The sequence below is a fragment of the Paenibacillus sp. J31TS4 genome, from assembly GCF_018403265.1.
Lineage (GTDB): Bacteria > Bacillota > Bacilli > Paenibacillales > NBRC-103111 > J31TS4.
On sequence record NZ_BOSI01000001.1, the window covers coordinates 734,156 to 750,300 of the forward strand.

Consider the following 16,145-nt stretch of genomic DNA (forward strand, 5'->3'; position numbering starts at 1 on the left):
GCGGTCCGGTTTTTTTACTGCTTGGTCTTGTTACACGCTCGATGCGGTTGGTGCGGGTACACTCTTTTGGTGGTGCGGTACAAGTCCTATACCAGGCAGCGCTCTGCGAGCAGCTTGCCGTACATCGACGCATACTGCTGGGCCGAGCGCCTCCAGCTGAAGTCTTTGCGGCCCATATTGTCCGCAAGCGTCGCCCACAGCTTGGGATCCTGGTACAGCTTGACCGCCCGTTCGATCGTATACAGCATGTCGTGGGCGTTGTAATTGGCGAAGCTGAAGCCGTTGCCCTGTCCGGTGAGTTCGTCGAACGCCTGCACCGTATCCTTGAGTCCGCCTGTCTCCCGCACGATCGGAGCCGCCTTGTAGCGGAGCGCGATCAGCTGACCGAGGCCGCACGGCTCGAACAGCGACGGCATGAGGAACAGATCCGAGCCGGCGTAGATACGGCGGGAGAGCGGCTCATGGAACCGGATATTCGCGGATAGCTTGTCCGGATACCGCCCGGCCGCGTCCCGGAACAGCTCTTCGTAGGTCCGATCCCCTGTTCCGAGCACCACGAGCTGCACGTCAAGCCTCAGGATATCGTCCAGCACGCAGGCGATCAGGTCGAAGCCCTTTTGCTCGACGAGCCGCGAGACGATACCGATGAGCGGCACGTCCTCCCTCACCGGGAGTCCGACCTCCTCCTGCAGCCTCGATTTGTTCAGTCTCTTCTTGGCCATTGAATTCCGGTAGGGCACCGCCAGATTCGGATCCTTCATCGGATCGTAATCGGCGGCGTCGATGCCGTTCAGAATGCCGAGCAGGTCGTCTCCTCTCGCGCGCAGCATGCCGTCGAGCCCTTCCCCGAACGCCCTGGTCCGGATTTCCTCCGCATAGGTCGGACTCACGGTCGTAACCGCATCCGAATAGACAAGCCCGCCTTTCATGCAGCTGCCGTCGCCGTAGAACTCCAGCTTGTCGGCTGTGAAGTATTCGTCGCCGACGCCGAGCAGATCCTGCAGCAGCCCGCGGTTGAACCGTCCCTGGTACTTCAGGTTATGGATCGTGAAGACGGTGCGGATGCGAGCGTACTCCTCCTGGTGGCCATGGTGCACCTTGAGGCAGAACGGGACGAGCCCGGTTTGCCAATCGTTGCAGTGCACGATATCCGGGAGAAAGCCGAGACGCGGAATCGCGTCCGCCACCGCCCGGCTGAAAAAGACGAACCGCTCGGCATCGTCCCCGTAACCGTAAATGCCCTTGCGGCGGAAATAAAATTCGTTGTCGATGAAATAATAGACGACGCCTTCCAGCTCCAGCTGTTCCACCCCGCAATACTGGTTGCGCCACCCGACCGGAACGGTGAACGAATCGAGGAGCGTCATCCCGTCGCGGTACGACTCCGGAATGTCTTCATACTTCGGCAGAATAACGCGAACGTCATGGCCAAGCTCCTTGAGCGCTTGGGGCAATGACCCGATGACGTCCGCCAATCCCCCTGTTTTGACGAATGGGACCGCTTCGGAAGCGGCGAACAAAATCTTCATGCTTACCTTACCCTCCTTGCCCTGACGGCTAGATGCGTTTGCGCTTCGGCGCGAGGAACGGGGCGTTCGGGCTGCCCTTGAGCGTGCTGCCCCTGCCTACCGTGACATCCTTATCCAGGATCGCGTTCTCGAGGGAAACGTCTTCTCCGATGACGCAGTTCTGCATCACGATGCTGTTGCGGATCTTCGCCCCTTTGCCGATCTTGACGCCGCGGAAAACGATGCTGTTCTCGACCTCACCCTCGATCCGGCAGCCATTCGCGATGAGCGAATTGGCGACATGCGATTGCTCCGTATAATGGCACGGAGGCTCATCCTTGATCTTCGTATAGATCTGGTTGCCGGTATCATAAAAAAGCCGCGTCCAGATGTCCGGATTGAGCAGGTCCATGCTGTGCTTGAAGTAGGCGGGGATCGTGTTGACCACGCCCAAATAGCCCTTGTACGCGTACCCGTAAATCTTGAGCCGCTCCCGGTTGTTCATGATGGCGTTCCGGGTGAAATGGTCGTAGCCCTTGGCGAGTGACGTCTCGACCAGGTCGAGCAGCAAATCCTTGCGCATGACGAAGATGTCGAGAGAGATCTTCTCGCTGTTCGTCGGGCCGAAGTGATCGAGGATGTCGGTCACCCGGCCTTCCGCGTCGGTCTCGATCCGCCGGCATTTGCCCAGCTGCGGCTCGCCGGACTGCTGGTACACCATCGTTATATCCGCGCCGCGCTCGATGTGTGCGTTCACGACTTCCTTCAGGTTGATGTTGCACACCATGTGCGAGCGGGCGATGACAACGTACTCCTGCGAGCTGCGGTAGAAGAAATCCCGGTGCTTGTGGAAGTAGTACAGATCGCCCTTGAGCATCTCCTGAACTTCCTCGACGGCCGGGGGCAGCAGAAACAGGCCGCTCCTCTTACGGGCAAGATCCCATTCCCGTCCGGAGCCGATATGGTCCATCAGCGACCGGTACTTCGTATGTGCAAAGACGGCAACCGAGTGGATGTCCGAGTTGACCATGCTCGACAGAATGAAATCGATCAGCCGGTATCGGCCCCCGAACGGGACGGAGGCTATGGTGCGGTTGTACGTCAGCTCTTCGAGATCGTCCAGCTCGTTCACCAGATTGATTACGCCCAATACTTGCTTCATAGGAAACCGCCTCCCCTTCCGTTAGTTGTCGAGCATATCCGAGGTGCCGATCAGCTGGATATCCGCTCCCTCTTCGCTTCTGTATACGGCTCCGTCCTCCACGACGGCGCCTTCGCCGACGATTGCCTTCTCGATGACGACGTTCCGTCCGATCTTGACGTTGGGCATGAGGAACGAATCCTTGATGCGGCTGCCCTCTCCGATCCGGACGCCGTACGATAAGACGGAATGCTCGACCTCCCCCTGGACCAGACAGCCCTCGTTAATGAGGCAGTTTCTCACGTGCGCGGATGCCGCCACGTATTGGGCGGGCTGGTTCGGATTGACCGAATAGATCCGCCAGGAGCGATCGTTCAGGTTGAGCTGGGAGTCCGCCTCAAGGAGATCCATGTTCGCCTCCCACAAGCTCTTGATCGTACCGACGTCCTTCCAGTAGTCCTGGAACGGATACGCCATGATGCGGCGCTCGTCTCCGAGCATGGCCGGAATGATATCCTTGCCGAAGTCGTTGGAAGAGGCCGGATTGGCTTCGTCCTCTTCGAGATACCGCTTCAGCACCTCCCAGGTAAAGATATAGACGCCCATCGACGCAAGATTGCTCTTCGGCTCGGCCGGCTTCTCGACGAACGAGGTGATTCGATTGCCTTCGTCGGTATTCATGATGCCGAACCGGCTCGCTTCGTCCCACGGCACTTCCAGCACCGCAATCGTTGCGTCGGCCTGCTCTTTTTTGTGGAAGTCGAGCAGCAGGTCGTAATCCATCTTGTAGATATGATCTCCGGAGATGACCAGCACGTACTCGGGCTGGTACCGTTCGACGAATCCGATGTTCTGGTAGATGGCGTTGGCTGTCCCCTTGTACCACTCCCCTCCATCCTGACGGACATAGGGCGGCAGGACGGCCACTCCGCCTTCGTTGCGGTCGAGGTCCCACGGGCTGCCGATGCCGAGATAGGAGTTCAGTACGAGTGGCTGATACTGCGTCAAAACGCCGACGGTATCGATCCCCGAGTTGGTGCAGTTGCTGAGCGGAAAGTCGATGATCCGGTATTTGCCCCCGAAGTGGACGGCCGGCTTGGCCAAGTTGCTCGTAAGGGGGCCGAGCCGCTTGCCCTCTCCTCCAGCCAGAAGCATGGCGACAATCTCTTTTCTCTTCATAGACGCTGCTCCTCTCCTCATTTGGATGCGTGAGATGATCGTAAGGACGTTTACAGAGTAGGCTGTTTGGCGTTCCGGGCGGTTGTCCGGCGTGAAACCGACGCTGCCTTCGGCTTGATGGAGGACCGTTCTGCCTTCTGCCGAACGGCCTGCTCCGCCTTGCGCCGCTTGGCCGCCTCCCGTTTCAGGATGAAGCAGCCAAACGGCGGGATGGTGACCTCGGTGCTGTACGGCTTGCCGTGGAACGGCTTCTTCCCTGCCGTCACCGGCGCTCCGTTATATTGGCCGGAGCCGCCGTACTGGGGCCAGTCGCTGTTCCAGACCTCCCGCCAATCGCCCGAAGCGGGAACGCCGATCCGGTACCCGTGGTAGACGGCCGGCGTAAAGTTGCAGACGATGCACAGATCGTCCGCCCTTCTCTTGCCTCTGCGGATGAATGATACGATCCCCTGCTCCGCATTGTCCGCATCGATCCACTCGAAGCCGGCCGGCTCGTGATCAAGCTCCCACAGAGCGGGCTCCTCCGCATAGAGCCGGTTGAGCCCACGGACGTAGTCGTGCATCTGCTGGTGCTTTTCGAACTCAAGCAGATGCCAATCCACCTGCTCGAGATCCTTCCACTCGGAGAACATGCCGAGCTCGCCGCCCATGAATAGCAGCTTTTTGCCCGGATGGGTCATCCAGTAGCCGTAGAACAGGCGCAGGTTCGCGAATTTGCTCCAGTAATCGCCGGGCATTTTGTCGAGCAGCGATTTTTTGCCGTGGACAACCTCGTCGTGGGACAGGGGCAGCACATAATTCTCCGAGAAGGCGTACATAAGCGAGAACGTAATCAAGTTGTGCCGATGCCGGCGTTCTTCCACGGGAAGCGCCATGTAACGCAGCATGTCGTTCATCCAGCCCATGTTCCATTTGTAATTGAAGCCCAGTCCCCCTTCGTGGACCGGACCGGTAATAAGCGGGCGGTCCGACGAGTCCTCGGCGATCATGAGCGCCTGGGGATAATAGTGAAAGACCGTCCGGTTTAGTTCCCGGAGGAACGAGAGCGCCTCGAGATTGTCGGTCCCTCCTTCGGCGTTCAGCGTCCACATGGACGCCGGCTTGTCGAAATTGAGCTCCATCATGCTGGCCACGGCATCGACCCGCAAGCCGTCGATATGATATTCGTTCATCCAGAAGAGCGCGTTGGAGATAAGGAAGCTCCTGACCTCTCCCTTGCTGTAGTCGAACGTCAGCGTGCCCCACTGCGGCTTCTCCGCTTTGCGGGAATCGGCGTATTCGTAGGCGGGGGTGCCGTCGAAAAGCCGAAGGCCCTGCGCATCCTTGCAAAAATGGCCGGGCACCCAGTCCAGGATGACTCCGATCCCCTCTTGGTGGCAGCGGTCAACGAGCAGCTTGAATTGATCCGGCGTGCCGTAGCGGCTCGTCACGGCATAGTAGCCGGTGATCTGGTAGCCCCAAGAGCGGTCGAACGGATGCTCGTTGACGGGCAGCAGCTCGATATGGGTGAAACCTTGTTCTTTCACGTAGGGGACCAGCGTATCCGCCAATTCTTCATATGTATAAAAGCTTCCGTCCTCTTTGGTCCGCCAGGATCCGAGATGGACCTCGTAGATCGCCATCGGCCGCTTGTAGCTCGTTCTCCGCTTCTTGGTCCGTTCCCAGGCGCCGTCTCCCCAGAGGTAGGCTCCCAGCCGGTGGACGACCGAGGCGGTGGCGGGACGCAGCTCGGCATAAAAGCCGTATGGGTCGGCCTTGAAAAGGCGCTCCCCGTCCGGGGTCACGATCACGTATTTGTAAACGGCCCCTTCCTCCACTCCGGGAAGAAAGCCCGTCCATAGGCCGCCTTCCGTTCGTTTCTCAAGCGGATACTCTTCCGCATCCCAGCCGTTGAAATCTCCGGCGACGCTCACGCTCTGCGCGCGGGGCGCCCATACGGTGAAGCGGACACCCGGCATCCCTTCCTCGACGGTCGGATGGGCGCCCATCCATCGATAGCTGTGATGCTGGGTTCCTTGATGAAACAAGAACAAATCCTGCTCGCTCGGCAATGTCGTCTTCATCCGTCTCCTTAGCCTCTTTCTGTACCGTTGTCAGCTGGCGGGGCGTCCGGGGACACCACCGCCGGCACCTGTTCCGGATAGTATTCCCAATGGAAGACAGGCTGTATCTGTTTCCTTACCCGATTCGAAGCGTTAAGAAACCGAGCAGCCAAATGTCAAAGTTTTCTGTCTTCTCATGCCGGCCGGCTGCGGCTGGATAACAAACTCCCGGTCATGTAGAATAAGAACATTATCAAGACTATGACTATTACGAAGAGAGGTTTCCTCATGTATGTGGCAAATGGATGGCAAGACTTTGAATTAATCGATACGGGCGGCGGTGAAAAGCTCGAACGCTGGGGCGGGTTCGTCCTTCGCCGTCCCGATCCCCAGATCATCTGGCCCATCGCCGACGAATCCGGCCTTTGGCTGGAGGCAAGCGCCCGGTATTACCGCAGCTCGAGCGGAGGCGGCCAATGGAAGGAGCGCGTGAAGCTGCCGGAGAGATGGACGATCCGCTACAAGGAGCTGGCCTTCCACATCAAGCCGACGAGCTTCAAGCATACCGGTCTCTTCCCCGAGCAGGCCGCCAACTGGGACTGGATGATGGACAAGATCCGGTCCGCGCGCCGGCCGATCAAGGTGCTTAATCTGTTCGCTTATACCGGAGGGGCCACGGTCGCCTGCGCCTCGGTGGGCGCGGAGGTTGTGCATGTCGACGCCGCCAAGGGAATGGTCCAGTGGGCCAAGGAAAACGCCGCTCTCTCCGGACTCGCCGAGCGGCCGGTCCGTTACATAACGGATGACGTCTTCAAATTCGTGCAGCGGGAGCAGCGGCGCGGCAACCGCTACGACGCGATCATCATGGACCCGCCCTCCTACGGGCGCGGGCCGAACGGGGAGATGTGGAAGCTGGAGACGAATCTGTATCCGTTCGTCGAGCAGTGCTTGTCCATTCTGACGGACAACCCGCTCTTCTTCCTGATCAACTCCTACACGACGGGCATCTCCAGCTCGGTTCTCGTCAATATTCTGACGATGACGCTCAAGCAGCGGTACGGCGGGCAAATCAGCGCAGGCGAAATCGGCCTGCCGATCACCTCCTCCGGGCTCAATCTGCCGTGCGGCATTCTCGGCCGCTGGGAGTCTTGAGATGAGGAGCTCCCGGCCCGCCGTCCCGGTGCTGCACGAGGATAACCATGTGCTCGTCGTCGTGAAGCCGGTCAACATGCCGACCCAGGAGGACGCATCGGGGGACCTCGACCTCCTGACCGCGCTCAAAGAGGATCTCAAGGAGCGGCACCAGAAGCCTGGCAACGTCTTCCTTGGGCTCGTCCACCGGCTCGACCGACCGGTCGGCGGCGCTATGGTGTTCGCCAAGACGTCCAAGGCGGCTTCGCGGCTGTCGGACGCCGTCCGAACCCATAAGCTGGGCAAGACCTATCTGGCGGTCGTACGAGGCCGTCCGGCCGAAGCCTCCGCCCGGCTGGTCCACCATCTGCGCAAGGACAGCCGGACGAACACCGTCTCTGTCGTGCGAGCCGGCAGCGAAGGAGCCAAGGAAGCGATTCTCGATTACGAGACGCTCGCTAGCCGGGACGAACTGTCTCTCGTCCGTGTCCGGCTCAAGACGGGGCGTCCTCATCAGATCCGCGTCCAGCTGGCGACGATCGGCTGCCCGCTCTATGGCGATCAGCGCTACGGAACGTCTGTCAACAAGCCTGGACAGCAGCTCGCCCTTTGGGCGGCCGAGCTCTCCTTCCCCCATCCGACGCTCGGAGAGACGCTGACGTTCACCAGCAGACCGCCTGCCGACGATCCATGGACGCTGTGGCCGGACCTGCTGCCGGCGAGGTTTTGACGTCAGCCTGTCCTAGCGTCGCCCGAGCATACAACAACCCCGCAAACGGGAACCCAGGCTTCTGCCTGGTCTTTCTGCTTGCGGGGTTGTTCATGCTGTCCGTGCATCCGGCTTGACCCGGACGATCTTATTTAGTTGTGTGCCGCTTCTCTCTTCCGCCCAAAGGGCGGAGCTACGAAGCATTGGCTATTTTGCCCAGCAGATACACGAGCAGCTGCTGGTTATGAGCGGAAATTCGGTTTAGATGGCTGTTCAAAAACTGCTCTCTCACCTCGACGCCTCGCGTGCATTCCGAATGGCCGAGCTCGGTCGGCTTGATCCAGACGATCCGGCGGTCGTGGCCGTCCCGCTCGCGGACAATAAGGCCGCCCTTTTCCATCCGGTCGAGCAGCGTTGTAATCGCGGCCGGCGTCGTTTCAAGATAGGCAATGAAATCCGAGGGTTTCATCTTGTCATTGGCCCGCAGAAGCTCCAGAACATGCAGCTGCCCTTCCGTAAGGGTGGGGGCCAGCTGAGTTTCCATATACGTCTTCATGTCCTTGGAAAGCTTAAACCATAGCTTGGCAAAGTCGTTCGTATACATCTGCGCATCCCTCCGGGTATCAGGAATATCTCCATTATACCACCCGGATAGCGGAGCGAAAAGGTTAGTTGCGTTAATACTTTATTACATTAATCGATACGATCAGGCAGGGATGTGTACCATTAGACGGCATTCTACATACTATGCCTATAGGCGCACCCACTGGATCATCGGACTATTACTCTCGGCCCTTCGGGCAAAGGAGGATCCCTTATGGATCAGGAAGCGAAACGAGAGCTCGTCGAACGGGCGCTCAAGGAAGGTTTAATCCACGACCCCAGCTGGCAGCACCGGCTTGAGGAGCCGATGCCCGCCTGGGCTGTTCTGGAACTGGTTCTCCATCTTCTCGAGCGCCTCGATCCTCCCGGGATCGGCTACGACTGACCCGGCGTCTTCTTCAGAAGATGTACAACTGTCACGCCTTTGGTTGCGGGTACGATCTGCTTGCCGTTCGATTTCCGTTCTTCGATCGGGGCTTTCTCGGTGGAGACCGCCACCTTTTCCCCGTTCGACAGAATAGTGGTCAGCTCGAACGCTTCTTTGACGGCGAACGCCTGCACAAGCGCGCTGCCATTGGAACGCACCCGCTTGCCGTCCTTGAACTCAAACGTGAAGACGCCCTTGCCTCCCCGTCCCTGCACCGGATAATCGAGCAGGAGCGACCGCTTGGCGTAGCCGAGATCGGACATGACCAGGATCTCCCCTTCTTCTCCCTCTACCCATTCGGCGGCGACCACCTCGTCGCCTTCCTTCAGTTGGATCCCCCGGACGCCGGCCGCCGCGCGGCCCATCCGGTTCACTTCTTCTTCCGGGAAGCGGATGCACATGCCCGTCTTCGAGACGAGCAGCAGCTCCTTCTTGCCGTCCGACAATTCTACGGCGATCACCTCGTCGCCCTCCGCCACCTTGATAGCCAGTACGCCGCTCGAACGGTTCGTCTGGTATTCCTTCAGCTCCGTCCGCTTTACCTGGCCCCGCCGGGTTACGAACAGGAGCGAGCGGTCCGCCTCCTCGAAGCTCTTGACCGGAATGACGGCCGCGATCCGGTCGTCCTTGGGGAGCGGAATGACGTTCACGATCGCCGTTCCGTTTTCCTTCCACTTGTACTCCGGAATTTGATGGACAGGCAGCAGGTAATACTGTCCCTTCCCCGTGAAGATCAGCAGATTCTCCAGCGTATTCACGTCGAGCAGGAACCGAAGATAGTCCCCTTCCTTGAGACCCGTATTGTCCGTCTCCCCGCCCGAGCGGGTAAAGGACAGCTTGCTGGTCCGCTTGATATACCCTTCGCCGGACAGCGCCACCAGCACATCTTCGGAGGTGACCATAACCTCGACGTTGACCTTCAGCTCCTCGATCTCTCCCTGGATTTCGGACCGGCGGTCGATGCCGTACTTGGTGCGAATCTCCGTCAGCTCGGTCTTGATCACCTTGAGCAGCTTGGCCGTGCTGGCGAGTATGCCGCGCAGCTGCTCGATCAGCTTTCTGAGCTCCTTCAGCTCCTTCTCGAGCGAAGTAATCTCCAGATTGGTCAGCCGGTACAGCTGGAGCGTCAGGATTGCATCGGCTTGCCGCTCGGTGAAGCCGTACTGCTCGATCAGGTTTTTCTGAGCATCCTGGCGATTTTTGGACGCCTTGATCGTGGCGATGACGTCGTCCAGAATGTTCAGTGCCTTGACAAGCCCCTCCAGCACATGGGCGCGGTCCTCGGCTTTTTCGAGCTCGTAGCGGGTCCGGTAGGTGACGACTTCCTTCTGGTGCTCGATATAGGCTTCGAGCAGCTGCTTGAGGCCAAGCTGCATCGGTGTCTTGTTGACGATCGCCACCATATTGAAGTTGTAGTTGACCTGCAGATCGGTTTTCTTCAGCAGGTAGGCGAGAATGCCCTGGGCGTCGGCCTCTTTCTTCAGCTCAACGACGATCCGCAGGCCGTTGCGGCCGCTCTCGTCCCGCACCTCGGCAATCCCCTCGACTTTTTTCTCGAGCCGGATGTTTTCCATCGCCGTAACGAGCCGCGACTTAACGACCTGATACGGGATCTCGGTGATGACGATCTGCTGGCGTCCGCCTTTCAAATCCTCAATCGCCGTGCGGGCGCGTAGGTAGATCCGCCCTTTGCCGGTGCGGAACGCTTCCTTGATCCCTTCCTCGCCCATAATAATGCCGCCGGTCGGAAAGTCCGGACCTTGAACCGTGCGCATGAGCTCCTCCAGCTCGATCTGCGGGTTCTCCATGACTGCGATGCAGGCGTCGATCACTTCCCGCAAATTATGCGGCGGAATCTCGGTTGCGAAGCCGGAGGAGATTCCGCTCACTCCGTTGACAAGCAGATTGGGGTAACGCGAAGGCAGTACGACGGGCTCCTTCGCCGTATTGTCGAAGTTGTCCTTGAACTGGACCGTCCGCTTGTCGATATCTCGCAGCAGTTCCATCGCGATCGGCGACAGCCGGGCCTCGGTATACCGCATGGCGGCCGCCGGATCGTCGTCGATCGAGCCCCAGTTGCCATGGCCGTCGATGAGGACATGCCCCATCTTCCATGGCTGCGCCATCCGCGCCATGCCCTCATAGATCGACGAATCCCCGTGCGGGTGATAGTTGCCCATGACGTCGCCTACCGTCTTGGCCGATTTGCGGTAAGACTTGTCCGGCGTGTTGCCCGCTTCGTACATGGAATACAGGATGCGCCGCTGCACGGGCTTAAGGCCGTCCCGGACGTCGGGAATGGCGCGGTCCTGAATGATATATTTGGAGTACCGCCCGAACCGGTCGCCGACCACATCCTCCAGAAAGGCGGGTAATAGTTGTTCCAGCATACTCATGTGTCGTTACGTCTCCTCTATTCTTCGAATTCCGTAAAGTCCACGTTCTCGATAATCCAGCGCTTGCGCGGGTCGACCTTGTCGCCCATAAGCGTCGTTACCCGGCGCTCCGCCTTGGCCGCATCCTCGATCATCACCTGGAAGAGTGTGCGCCCTTCCGGGTTCATCGTCGTCTCCCACAGCTGCTCGGGGTTCATCTCCCCAAGTCCTTTGTACCGCTGTATTTCGACGTTCTTCCCGAGCTCCTTCAGCGCAGCCTGCAGCTCTTCGTCGGAGAAGACATACTTCTCGACCGAGTTTTTGCCGGCCTTCTTGCTAAGCTTGTAAAGAGGCGGCTGGGCGATGAAGACGCGGCCGGTATCGATCAGCGGCTTCATGTAGCGGTAGAAGAAGGTCAAGAGGAGCACCTGGATGTGAGCGCCGTCGGTATCGGCATCCGTCATGATGATGATCTTGCCGTAATTGCTCTCTTCCTCGGCGAACTCGCTCCCTACCCCGGCGCCGATCGCCGAGATGATCGCCTTGTATTCGTCGTTTTTGAGAATATCGGTAAGCTTGGCCTTCTCCGGGTTCATCGGCTTTCCCTTAAGCGGCAAAATCGCCTGATGCTTGGAATCGCGTCCCTGCTTGGCCGAGCCGCCTGCGGAGTCTCCTTCGACGATGAACAGCTCGTTTTTGGCGTAATCCTTGGACTGCGCCGGCGTCAGCTTGCCGTTCAGGTTCGAGCTCTCGCTTCTTCCTTTCTTGCCGGAGCGGACCTCCTCCCGCGCCTTGCGGGCCGCTTCCCGCGCTTTCGCCGATTGGACCGCCTTTTTCAGCATCATCTGGGCGATCTGCGGATTCTCCTCTAGGAAGACTGCCATCTTATCGGAGACGACCGAGTCGACGGCGCTTCTGGCCGAGGCGCTGCCGAGCTGGTCCTTCGTCTGGCCGACGAATTCGACCTCGCCCATCTTGATATTGATGACGGACATGAGGCCTTCCCGCAGGTCGTTGCCCTCGAGATTTTTATCCTTCTCTTTCAAAATGCCCGCCTTGCGGGCATATTCATTCATGATTCGGGTATATGCGGTCTTGAAACCGGTCTCGTGCGTCCCTCCGCCCCGCGTCGGGATCGAGTTGACGAACGAAACGATCGTCTCCGTGTAGCCGTCGTTGTATTGAAGGGCGATTTCGACCTCGATGTCGTCCTTCTCGGCGGCGAAATGAATGACATCGTGCAGCACCGTCTTGCCGTCGTTCAAATACTGGACGAACTGGCTCGCGCCCCCCTCGTATTCGAACGTGTCCTGCTTATCCGTCCGCTCGTCCTTGATCGTCACCTTGAGGCCCGAATTCAAAAAGGCGATCTCCTGCAAACGCTCGGCGAGTGTGTCGTAGTTCAGGGAGATGCCGCTCTGGAACACGCGCTTGTCCGGCTTGAACGTCACCTTCGTGCCGGTCCGGTTCGTTGTTCCGGTAACCTCCAGGCCGGTGACCGGCTCGCCGACATGCTCCTTGCCGTTCTCATCCGTCCAATATTCGAATCGCTGCTTGTGGATTTTCCCGTCTCGGTAGATTTCGACCTCCAGCCATTCGGAGAGCGCATTTGTTACCGAGGCGCCCACGCCATGAAGGCCGCCGGACTTTTTGTAGCCCGCGCCCCCAAACTTTCCTCCAGCGTGCAGGATGGTGAATACGACCTGCGGAGTAGGGATGCCCATCTTGTGCATACCCGTCGGAATGCCGCGTCCATTATCGCGCACCGTACACGACTGATCCTTGTGGATCGTTACGTCGATCGCGGTGCAATGCTTGGCCAGATGCTCGTCGACGGCATTGTCGACGATCTCCCAGACCAAATGATGCAGACCCGAGCTGCTGGTGCTGCCAATATACATACCCGGCCGCTTACGTACCGCCGCCAGGCCTTCCAGTACTTGTATGTCATCCGCTTCATAGGCAGGAGAAGCGGCTTTATGCTCTTCTGTGAATAAGTCAAGCTGTTCCGTCATGCACGTGCCTCCTGATTTCAGTTCTTGACGATGAATTAGTTCAATATGTCCTTGCGTTCAAAGACAACAAACGCGACTATCAGACCGCATACCGCCCAAGCCGCCAGCACGGCCAGCGAAAAAGAGAGCGTGACGCCGGGGATCGGAGGCATTTGACCGGTCAAGAAGTTGACCGTTTCCAAGTTTACCATAAAAAAATACTTTGCGCTCTGCCACGAGGAGACCATGTTGGACAGGATCGTTCCCGCGATCAGTGTCGCCAGCATGATGCCCATGCTTGCTGCCGTGCTGCGGACGAGAACGGAGACCATGAGGGACAGGCAGGCGACGACGGCACATGAGAACCAGGCCAGGCCGAATTCCATGATGAGATAAAGCCACTGGGGAACGGCATGAACGTTCGCCGTGCTCAGCTCGTCGCCCGCAATCTGGTAACCGGTCAGGACGGGAGCGGTCCAGCCCGCGTACCCGAACACCAGTCCCGCAATGAGATAAGACAGGATGCCCGTCGCCAGCAGGATAAGAGCTACGAACATGAGCAGCGTAAGGAGCTTGCTCAGCAGCACCTTCCACCGGCTGACCGGTCTTGTGAGCAGGAGCTTGATCGTCCCGGTGGAATGCTCCGATGAGACGATGTCTGAGCCGATAACCGCGATAAGCAGCGGTACGAACAGGCCGACCGCGTTCTTCATGAAGTCTCTTGCGAACGTCACTCCGTTAGGCGACTGCGGATCGACATTCTTCTCGAGCGCGTACTGGAGCCGTTTGACCTCTACGCGGATATACTTTTTGATCTCCTCGGGCACCCGATTGCTGCCGAGCCGGTTCGTATAATCGATGATCTGCTGCTGCGTCGTCACGCGCCAATCCTGCGTCCCGAACTGCTTGCGATAATTCTGCGCTACCTTCATCTGCGCATAGGTGAACATGGGAATGAGGATAGCGAGGATCAGCAGCACGACGAGAAACCGCCGCTTCTTGAGCATCTTGATCGTTTCGTTCTGGACAAGCGGATAGATGCTACCCAATGCGCTCACCCTCCGTCAGCCGCAGGAACAAATCTTCCAGCGTAGGATTTTTCTTTTGAATGGAAAATATGCCGATTCCCGCTTCCGCCAATTTGCGATTCACCTCGGGCACGCGCGCTTCCTCCATCGGAACGGACAGCGCACAGCCTGCATTGCGCCCTTCGCCCGGCCTATCCGGGGCGGGGAGATCCTCTTCCGGCCGCTCCTCCGCTTCGGTCCCCTCTTCCTCGGCAAGCCGGACCGGAGCCAGCCCGAGCTCCTGGAGCATCCGCTCGGCCTCGTCCGGACGGTCGACCCGCCAGACGATCGTGTCGTCCGCTTGCCGGAGGAGCTCCTCCACCTCGCCTACTGCGATGACGGTGCCCTGGCTGATGATGGCGACCCGGTCGCACATCAGTTGGATCTCGCTCAGCAGATGGCTGGAGACGAAGACGCTCAGGCCGGTCTCCGCGAGGCGCCGGATGAACTGGCGCATCTCCTTAATCCCCTGGGGATCGAGACCGTTCGTCGGCTCGTCGAGAATCAGCAGCTTGGGATTGCCGAGAAGCGCTTGAGCAATCCCAAGCCGCTGCCGCATACCGAGCGAGTAAGTCTTGACCTTGTCATGGATCCGCTTCTCCATCCCGACGATCGCCACGACCTCCCGGATCCGCTCGGACCCGACGCCAGGCAGCATGCGGGCGAAGTGCTCGAGGTTCTCCCAGCCGGACAGATAGCCGTACAGCTCCGGATTCTCCACAATACAGCCCACTTGCTTCAGTGCCTCATTCGGATGCTTGTCCATCGGAATACCACCAATTTTGATCGAGCCCTCCGTCGGCCGGATCAGCCGCACCAGCATACGGATCGTCGTCGTTTTGCCGGCTCCGTTCGGACCGAGGAAGCCAAAGACTTCCCCGGGGCCTACATCGAACGAGATTCCTTTGATGATCCATTTGCTGCGGATTTTCTTCTTCAAATTCTGAACAGACAACACATGTTCGGTCGAATTGGCCGTCATCTTCTTCTCTCCCCGGATCGCCATTACTGGAGTGCTTGCAGCACCCGCTGCGCCATCCGCTCATAGCCTTCGGCGTTCGGATGGAAGTGGTCGCTGTACAGGTATTGGTTCAGTTGTTTCTCGAACAGATCGTACGTCGGCACGACCGTTATATTCGGATGCCGGTTGGCCAGCTCGTACGCCTTGGCATTCCACTGGCCGAGGAGCCGGGAACCTTCCCGGGCCGGATCGTAATCGAGGAACGGATGATACAGGCCGAGGTAAACGATCGAGGCCTTGGGGTTCAGCTCAGCAACGGCAGCAAAAATTTTGCCAAGCCTCTCCTGAGCCTCCGGCATCTGCTTGCGCACATTGTTAAAATTGAGCGCAGGCTGCGTGGCGTCTCCCGGCTTTTGCGTCTGGCTGAATTGGAACAGGTCGTTGCCGCCGATCGTGATGAGGATAATGTCCGCCTTGCGGAGCGATTGGGGGATCTCGCTCTTCGGATCGGTGACGTACTGGAGCAGCTCATTCGTGCGGATTCCGTTCACACCGTAATTCCATAGAAACACGGGCTTGTCCAGCGTCTTTTCCAGCCCCCGCTTCACCTTCCCCACGTAGCCTTCGCCTGTCGTATCGCCAAGTCCTTTGGTAAGCGAGTCGCCGATGGCGACGATTTGGAGCTTGTCCGGTTCCTTCGTATGGTCCACGGGTGCCGCCTCCTCCGCCTGCCCGGGGCCTGCGGCCTGCGGGTACAGAATATCCCGGACCGCATATGCGAATCCGAATACAAACAGTAACGTGGACAGCAAAGCAGCCAGTCCGGCGATTCGCCATAGCAGCCGCGTAGACGTCATGGGCAGTCTCCTCCAATGGTTGGCGCATCTGATGGTTTCCCTACATTACCATTTAAGAGTAAAGGTTCGACCAGCTTTTTGCAACTTGCCGCCTGGATCCGTTCGGCGAAACAAAAAAGCCCGCCCCAAGGGGCGGGCTGCCGTCCGGCCG

Annotated in this window: 13 protein-coding genes; 3 read left to right on the forward strand and 10 right to left on the reverse strand. The window is 58.9% G+C overall.

The window, feature by feature from the left end; genetic code table 11:
* Positions 1 to 86: 86 nt before the first annotated feature.
* From glgA to glgB, 4 genes are read right to left on the reverse strand one after another with little or no spacing between them, the layout of a single operon-like run.
* Positions 87 to 1,529 (reverse strand): glycogen synthase GlgA, encoded by a 1,443-nt coding sequence (glgA, locus tag KJS47_RS03265; protein ID WP_213522741.1) that lies wholly within the window; start codon positions 1,527 to 1,529, stop codon positions 87 to 89.
* 28 nt (positions 1,530 to 1,557) lie between these two features.
* A complete protein-coding gene (gene glgD, locus KJS47_RS03270; RefSeq protein WP_213522742.1) occupies positions 1,558 to 2,670 on the reverse strand; it encodes a glucose-1-phosphate adenylyltransferase subunit GlgD in 1,113 nt (370 codons plus the stop codon).
* Between the two features lie 21 nt (positions 2,671 to 2,691).
* Positions 2,692 to 3,828 carry a glucose-1-phosphate adenylyltransferase gene (locus KJS47_RS03275; RefSeq protein WP_213522743.1) on the reverse strand — a complete coding sequence of 379 codons (1,137 nt, stop codon included), beginning with the start codon at positions 3,826 to 3,828 and terminating at the stop codon, positions 2,692 to 2,694.
* A gap of 50 nt (positions 3,829 to 3,878) precedes the next feature.
* Positions 3,879 to 5,891, reverse strand: a complete 2,013-nt coding sequence (glgB, locus tag KJS47_RS03280) for a 1,4-alpha-glucan branching protein GlgB (RefSeq protein ID WP_213522745.1) — start codon at positions 5,889 to 5,891, stop codon at positions 3,879 to 3,881.
* A gap of 267 nt (positions 5,892 to 6,158) precedes the next feature.
* Between glgB and KJS47_RS03285 the strand changes: the two genes are divergently transcribed.
* Both KJS47_RS03285 and KJS47_RS03290 read left to right on the forward strand, forming a co-directional pair.
* Positions 6,159 to 7,022, forward strand: a complete 864-nt coding sequence (locus tag KJS47_RS03285; protein ID WP_213522747.1) for a class I SAM-dependent methyltransferase — start codon at positions 6,159 to 6,161, stop codon at positions 7,020 to 7,022.
* Position 7,023: 1 nt separating this feature from the next.
* A complete protein-coding gene (locus KJS47_RS03290; RefSeq protein ID WP_213522748.1) occupies positions 7,024 to 7,731 on the forward strand; it encodes an RluA family pseudouridine synthase in 708 nt (235 codons plus the stop codon).
* 172 nt (positions 7,732 to 7,903) lie between these two features.
* Here the strand turns inward: KJS47_RS03290 and KJS47_RS03295 are convergent, their stop codons facing one another.
* A complete protein-coding gene (locus tag KJS47_RS03295; protein WP_213522750.1) occupies positions 7,904 to 8,314 on the reverse strand; it encodes a MarR family winged helix-turn-helix transcriptional regulator in 411 nt (136 codons plus the stop codon).
* A gap of 213 nt (positions 8,315 to 8,527) precedes the next feature.
* Here KJS47_RS03295 and KJS47_RS03300 point away from each other — a divergent pair, with 213 nt between their 5' ends.
* Positions 8,528 to 8,698, forward strand: coding sequence for a hypothetical protein (locus KJS47_RS03300; RefSeq protein WP_213522753.1), 171 nt, complete (start codon positions 8,528 to 8,530; stop codon positions 8,696 to 8,698).
* Here KJS47_RS03300 and gyrA read toward each other — a convergent pair.
* From gyrA to KJS47_RS03325, 5 genes are read right to left on the reverse strand one after another with little or no spacing between them, the layout of a single operon-like run.
* Complete coding sequence (gene gyrA, locus KJS47_RS03305) at positions 8,689 to 11,136, reverse strand: DNA gyrase subunit A (RefSeq protein ID WP_213522755.1); 2,448 nt, start codon at positions 11,134 to 11,136, stop codon at positions 8,689 to 8,691. The genes KJS47_RS03300 and gyrA overlap by 10 nt on opposite strands.
* A 17-nt stretch (positions 11,137 to 11,153) precedes the next feature.
* Positions 11,154 to 13,130 carry a DNA topoisomerase IV subunit B gene (parE, locus tag KJS47_RS03310; protein ID WP_213522757.1) on the reverse strand — a complete coding sequence of 659 codons (1,977 nt, stop codon included), beginning with the start codon at positions 13,128 to 13,130 and terminating at the stop codon, positions 11,154 to 11,156.
* Positions 13,131 to 13,165: 35 nt separating this feature from the next.
* On the reverse strand, positions 13,166 to 14,158 hold the full coding sequence (locus KJS47_RS03315) for an ABC transporter permease (RefSeq protein ID WP_213522759.1): 993 nt from the start codon (positions 14,156 to 14,158) through the stop codon (positions 13,166 to 13,168).
* Positions 14,151 to 15,158, reverse strand: coding sequence for an ABC transporter ATP-binding protein (locus KJS47_RS03320; RefSeq protein WP_249716076.1), 1,008 nt, complete (start codon positions 15,156 to 15,158; stop codon positions 14,151 to 14,153). The genes KJS47_RS03315 and KJS47_RS03320 overlap by 8 nt, the downstream gene beginning before the upstream one ends.
* A gap of 23 nt (positions 15,159 to 15,181) precedes the next feature.
* Complete coding sequence (locus KJS47_RS03325) at positions 15,182 to 15,994, reverse strand: GDSL-type esterase/lipase family protein (protein ID WP_213522764.1); 813 nt, start codon at positions 15,992 to 15,994, stop codon at positions 15,182 to 15,184.
* Between the last annotated feature and the right edge of the window lie 151 nt (positions 15,995 to 16,145).

Bases quoted from the DNA above. Each gene is read 5' to 3' on its own strand.
- glgA (WP_213522741.1), bottom strand. From the start codon at position 1,529: ATGAAGATTTTGTTCGCCGCTTCCGAAGCGGTCCCATTCGTCAAAACA.
- glgD (WP_213522742.1), bottom strand. From the start codon at position 2,670: ATGAAGCAAGTATTGGGCGTAATCAATCTGGTGAACGAGCTGGACGAT.
- KJS47_RS03275 (WP_213522743.1), bottom strand. From the start codon at position 3,828: ATGAAGAGAAAAGAGATTGTCGCCATGCTTCTGGCTGGAGGAGAGGGC.
- glgB (WP_213522745.1), bottom strand. From the start codon at position 5,891: ATGAAGACGACATTGCCGAGCGAGCAGGATTTGTTCTTGTTTCATCAA.
- KJS47_RS03285 (WP_213522747.1), top strand. From the start codon at position 6,159: ATGTATGTGGCAAATGGATGGCAAGACTTTGAATTAATCGATACGGGC.
- KJS47_RS03290 (WP_213522748.1), top strand. From the start codon at position 7,024: ATGAGGAGCTCCCGGCCCGCCGTCCCGGTGCTGCACGAGGATAACCAT.
- KJS47_RS03295 (WP_213522750.1), bottom strand. From the start codon at position 8,314: ATGTATACGAACGACTTTGCCAAGCTATGGTTTAAGCTTTCCAAGGAC.
- KJS47_RS03300 (WP_213522753.1), top strand. From the start codon at position 8,528: ATGGATCAGGAAGCGAAACGAGAGCTCGTCGAACGGGCGCTCAAGGAA.
- gyrA (WP_213522755.1), bottom strand. From the start codon at position 11,136: ATGAGTATGCTGGAACAACTATTACCCGCCTTTCTGGAGGATGTGGTC.
- parE (WP_213522757.1), bottom strand. From the start codon at position 13,130: ATGACGGAACAGCTTGACTTATTCACAGAAGAGCATAAAGCCGCTTCT.
- KJS47_RS03320 (WP_249716076.1), bottom strand. From the start codon at position 15,158: ATGACGGCCAATTCGACCGAACATGTGTTGTCTGTTCAGAATTTGAAG.
- KJS47_RS03325 (WP_213522764.1), bottom strand. From the start codon at position 15,994: ATGACGTCTACGCGGCTGCTATGGCGAATCGCCGGACTGGCTGCTTTG.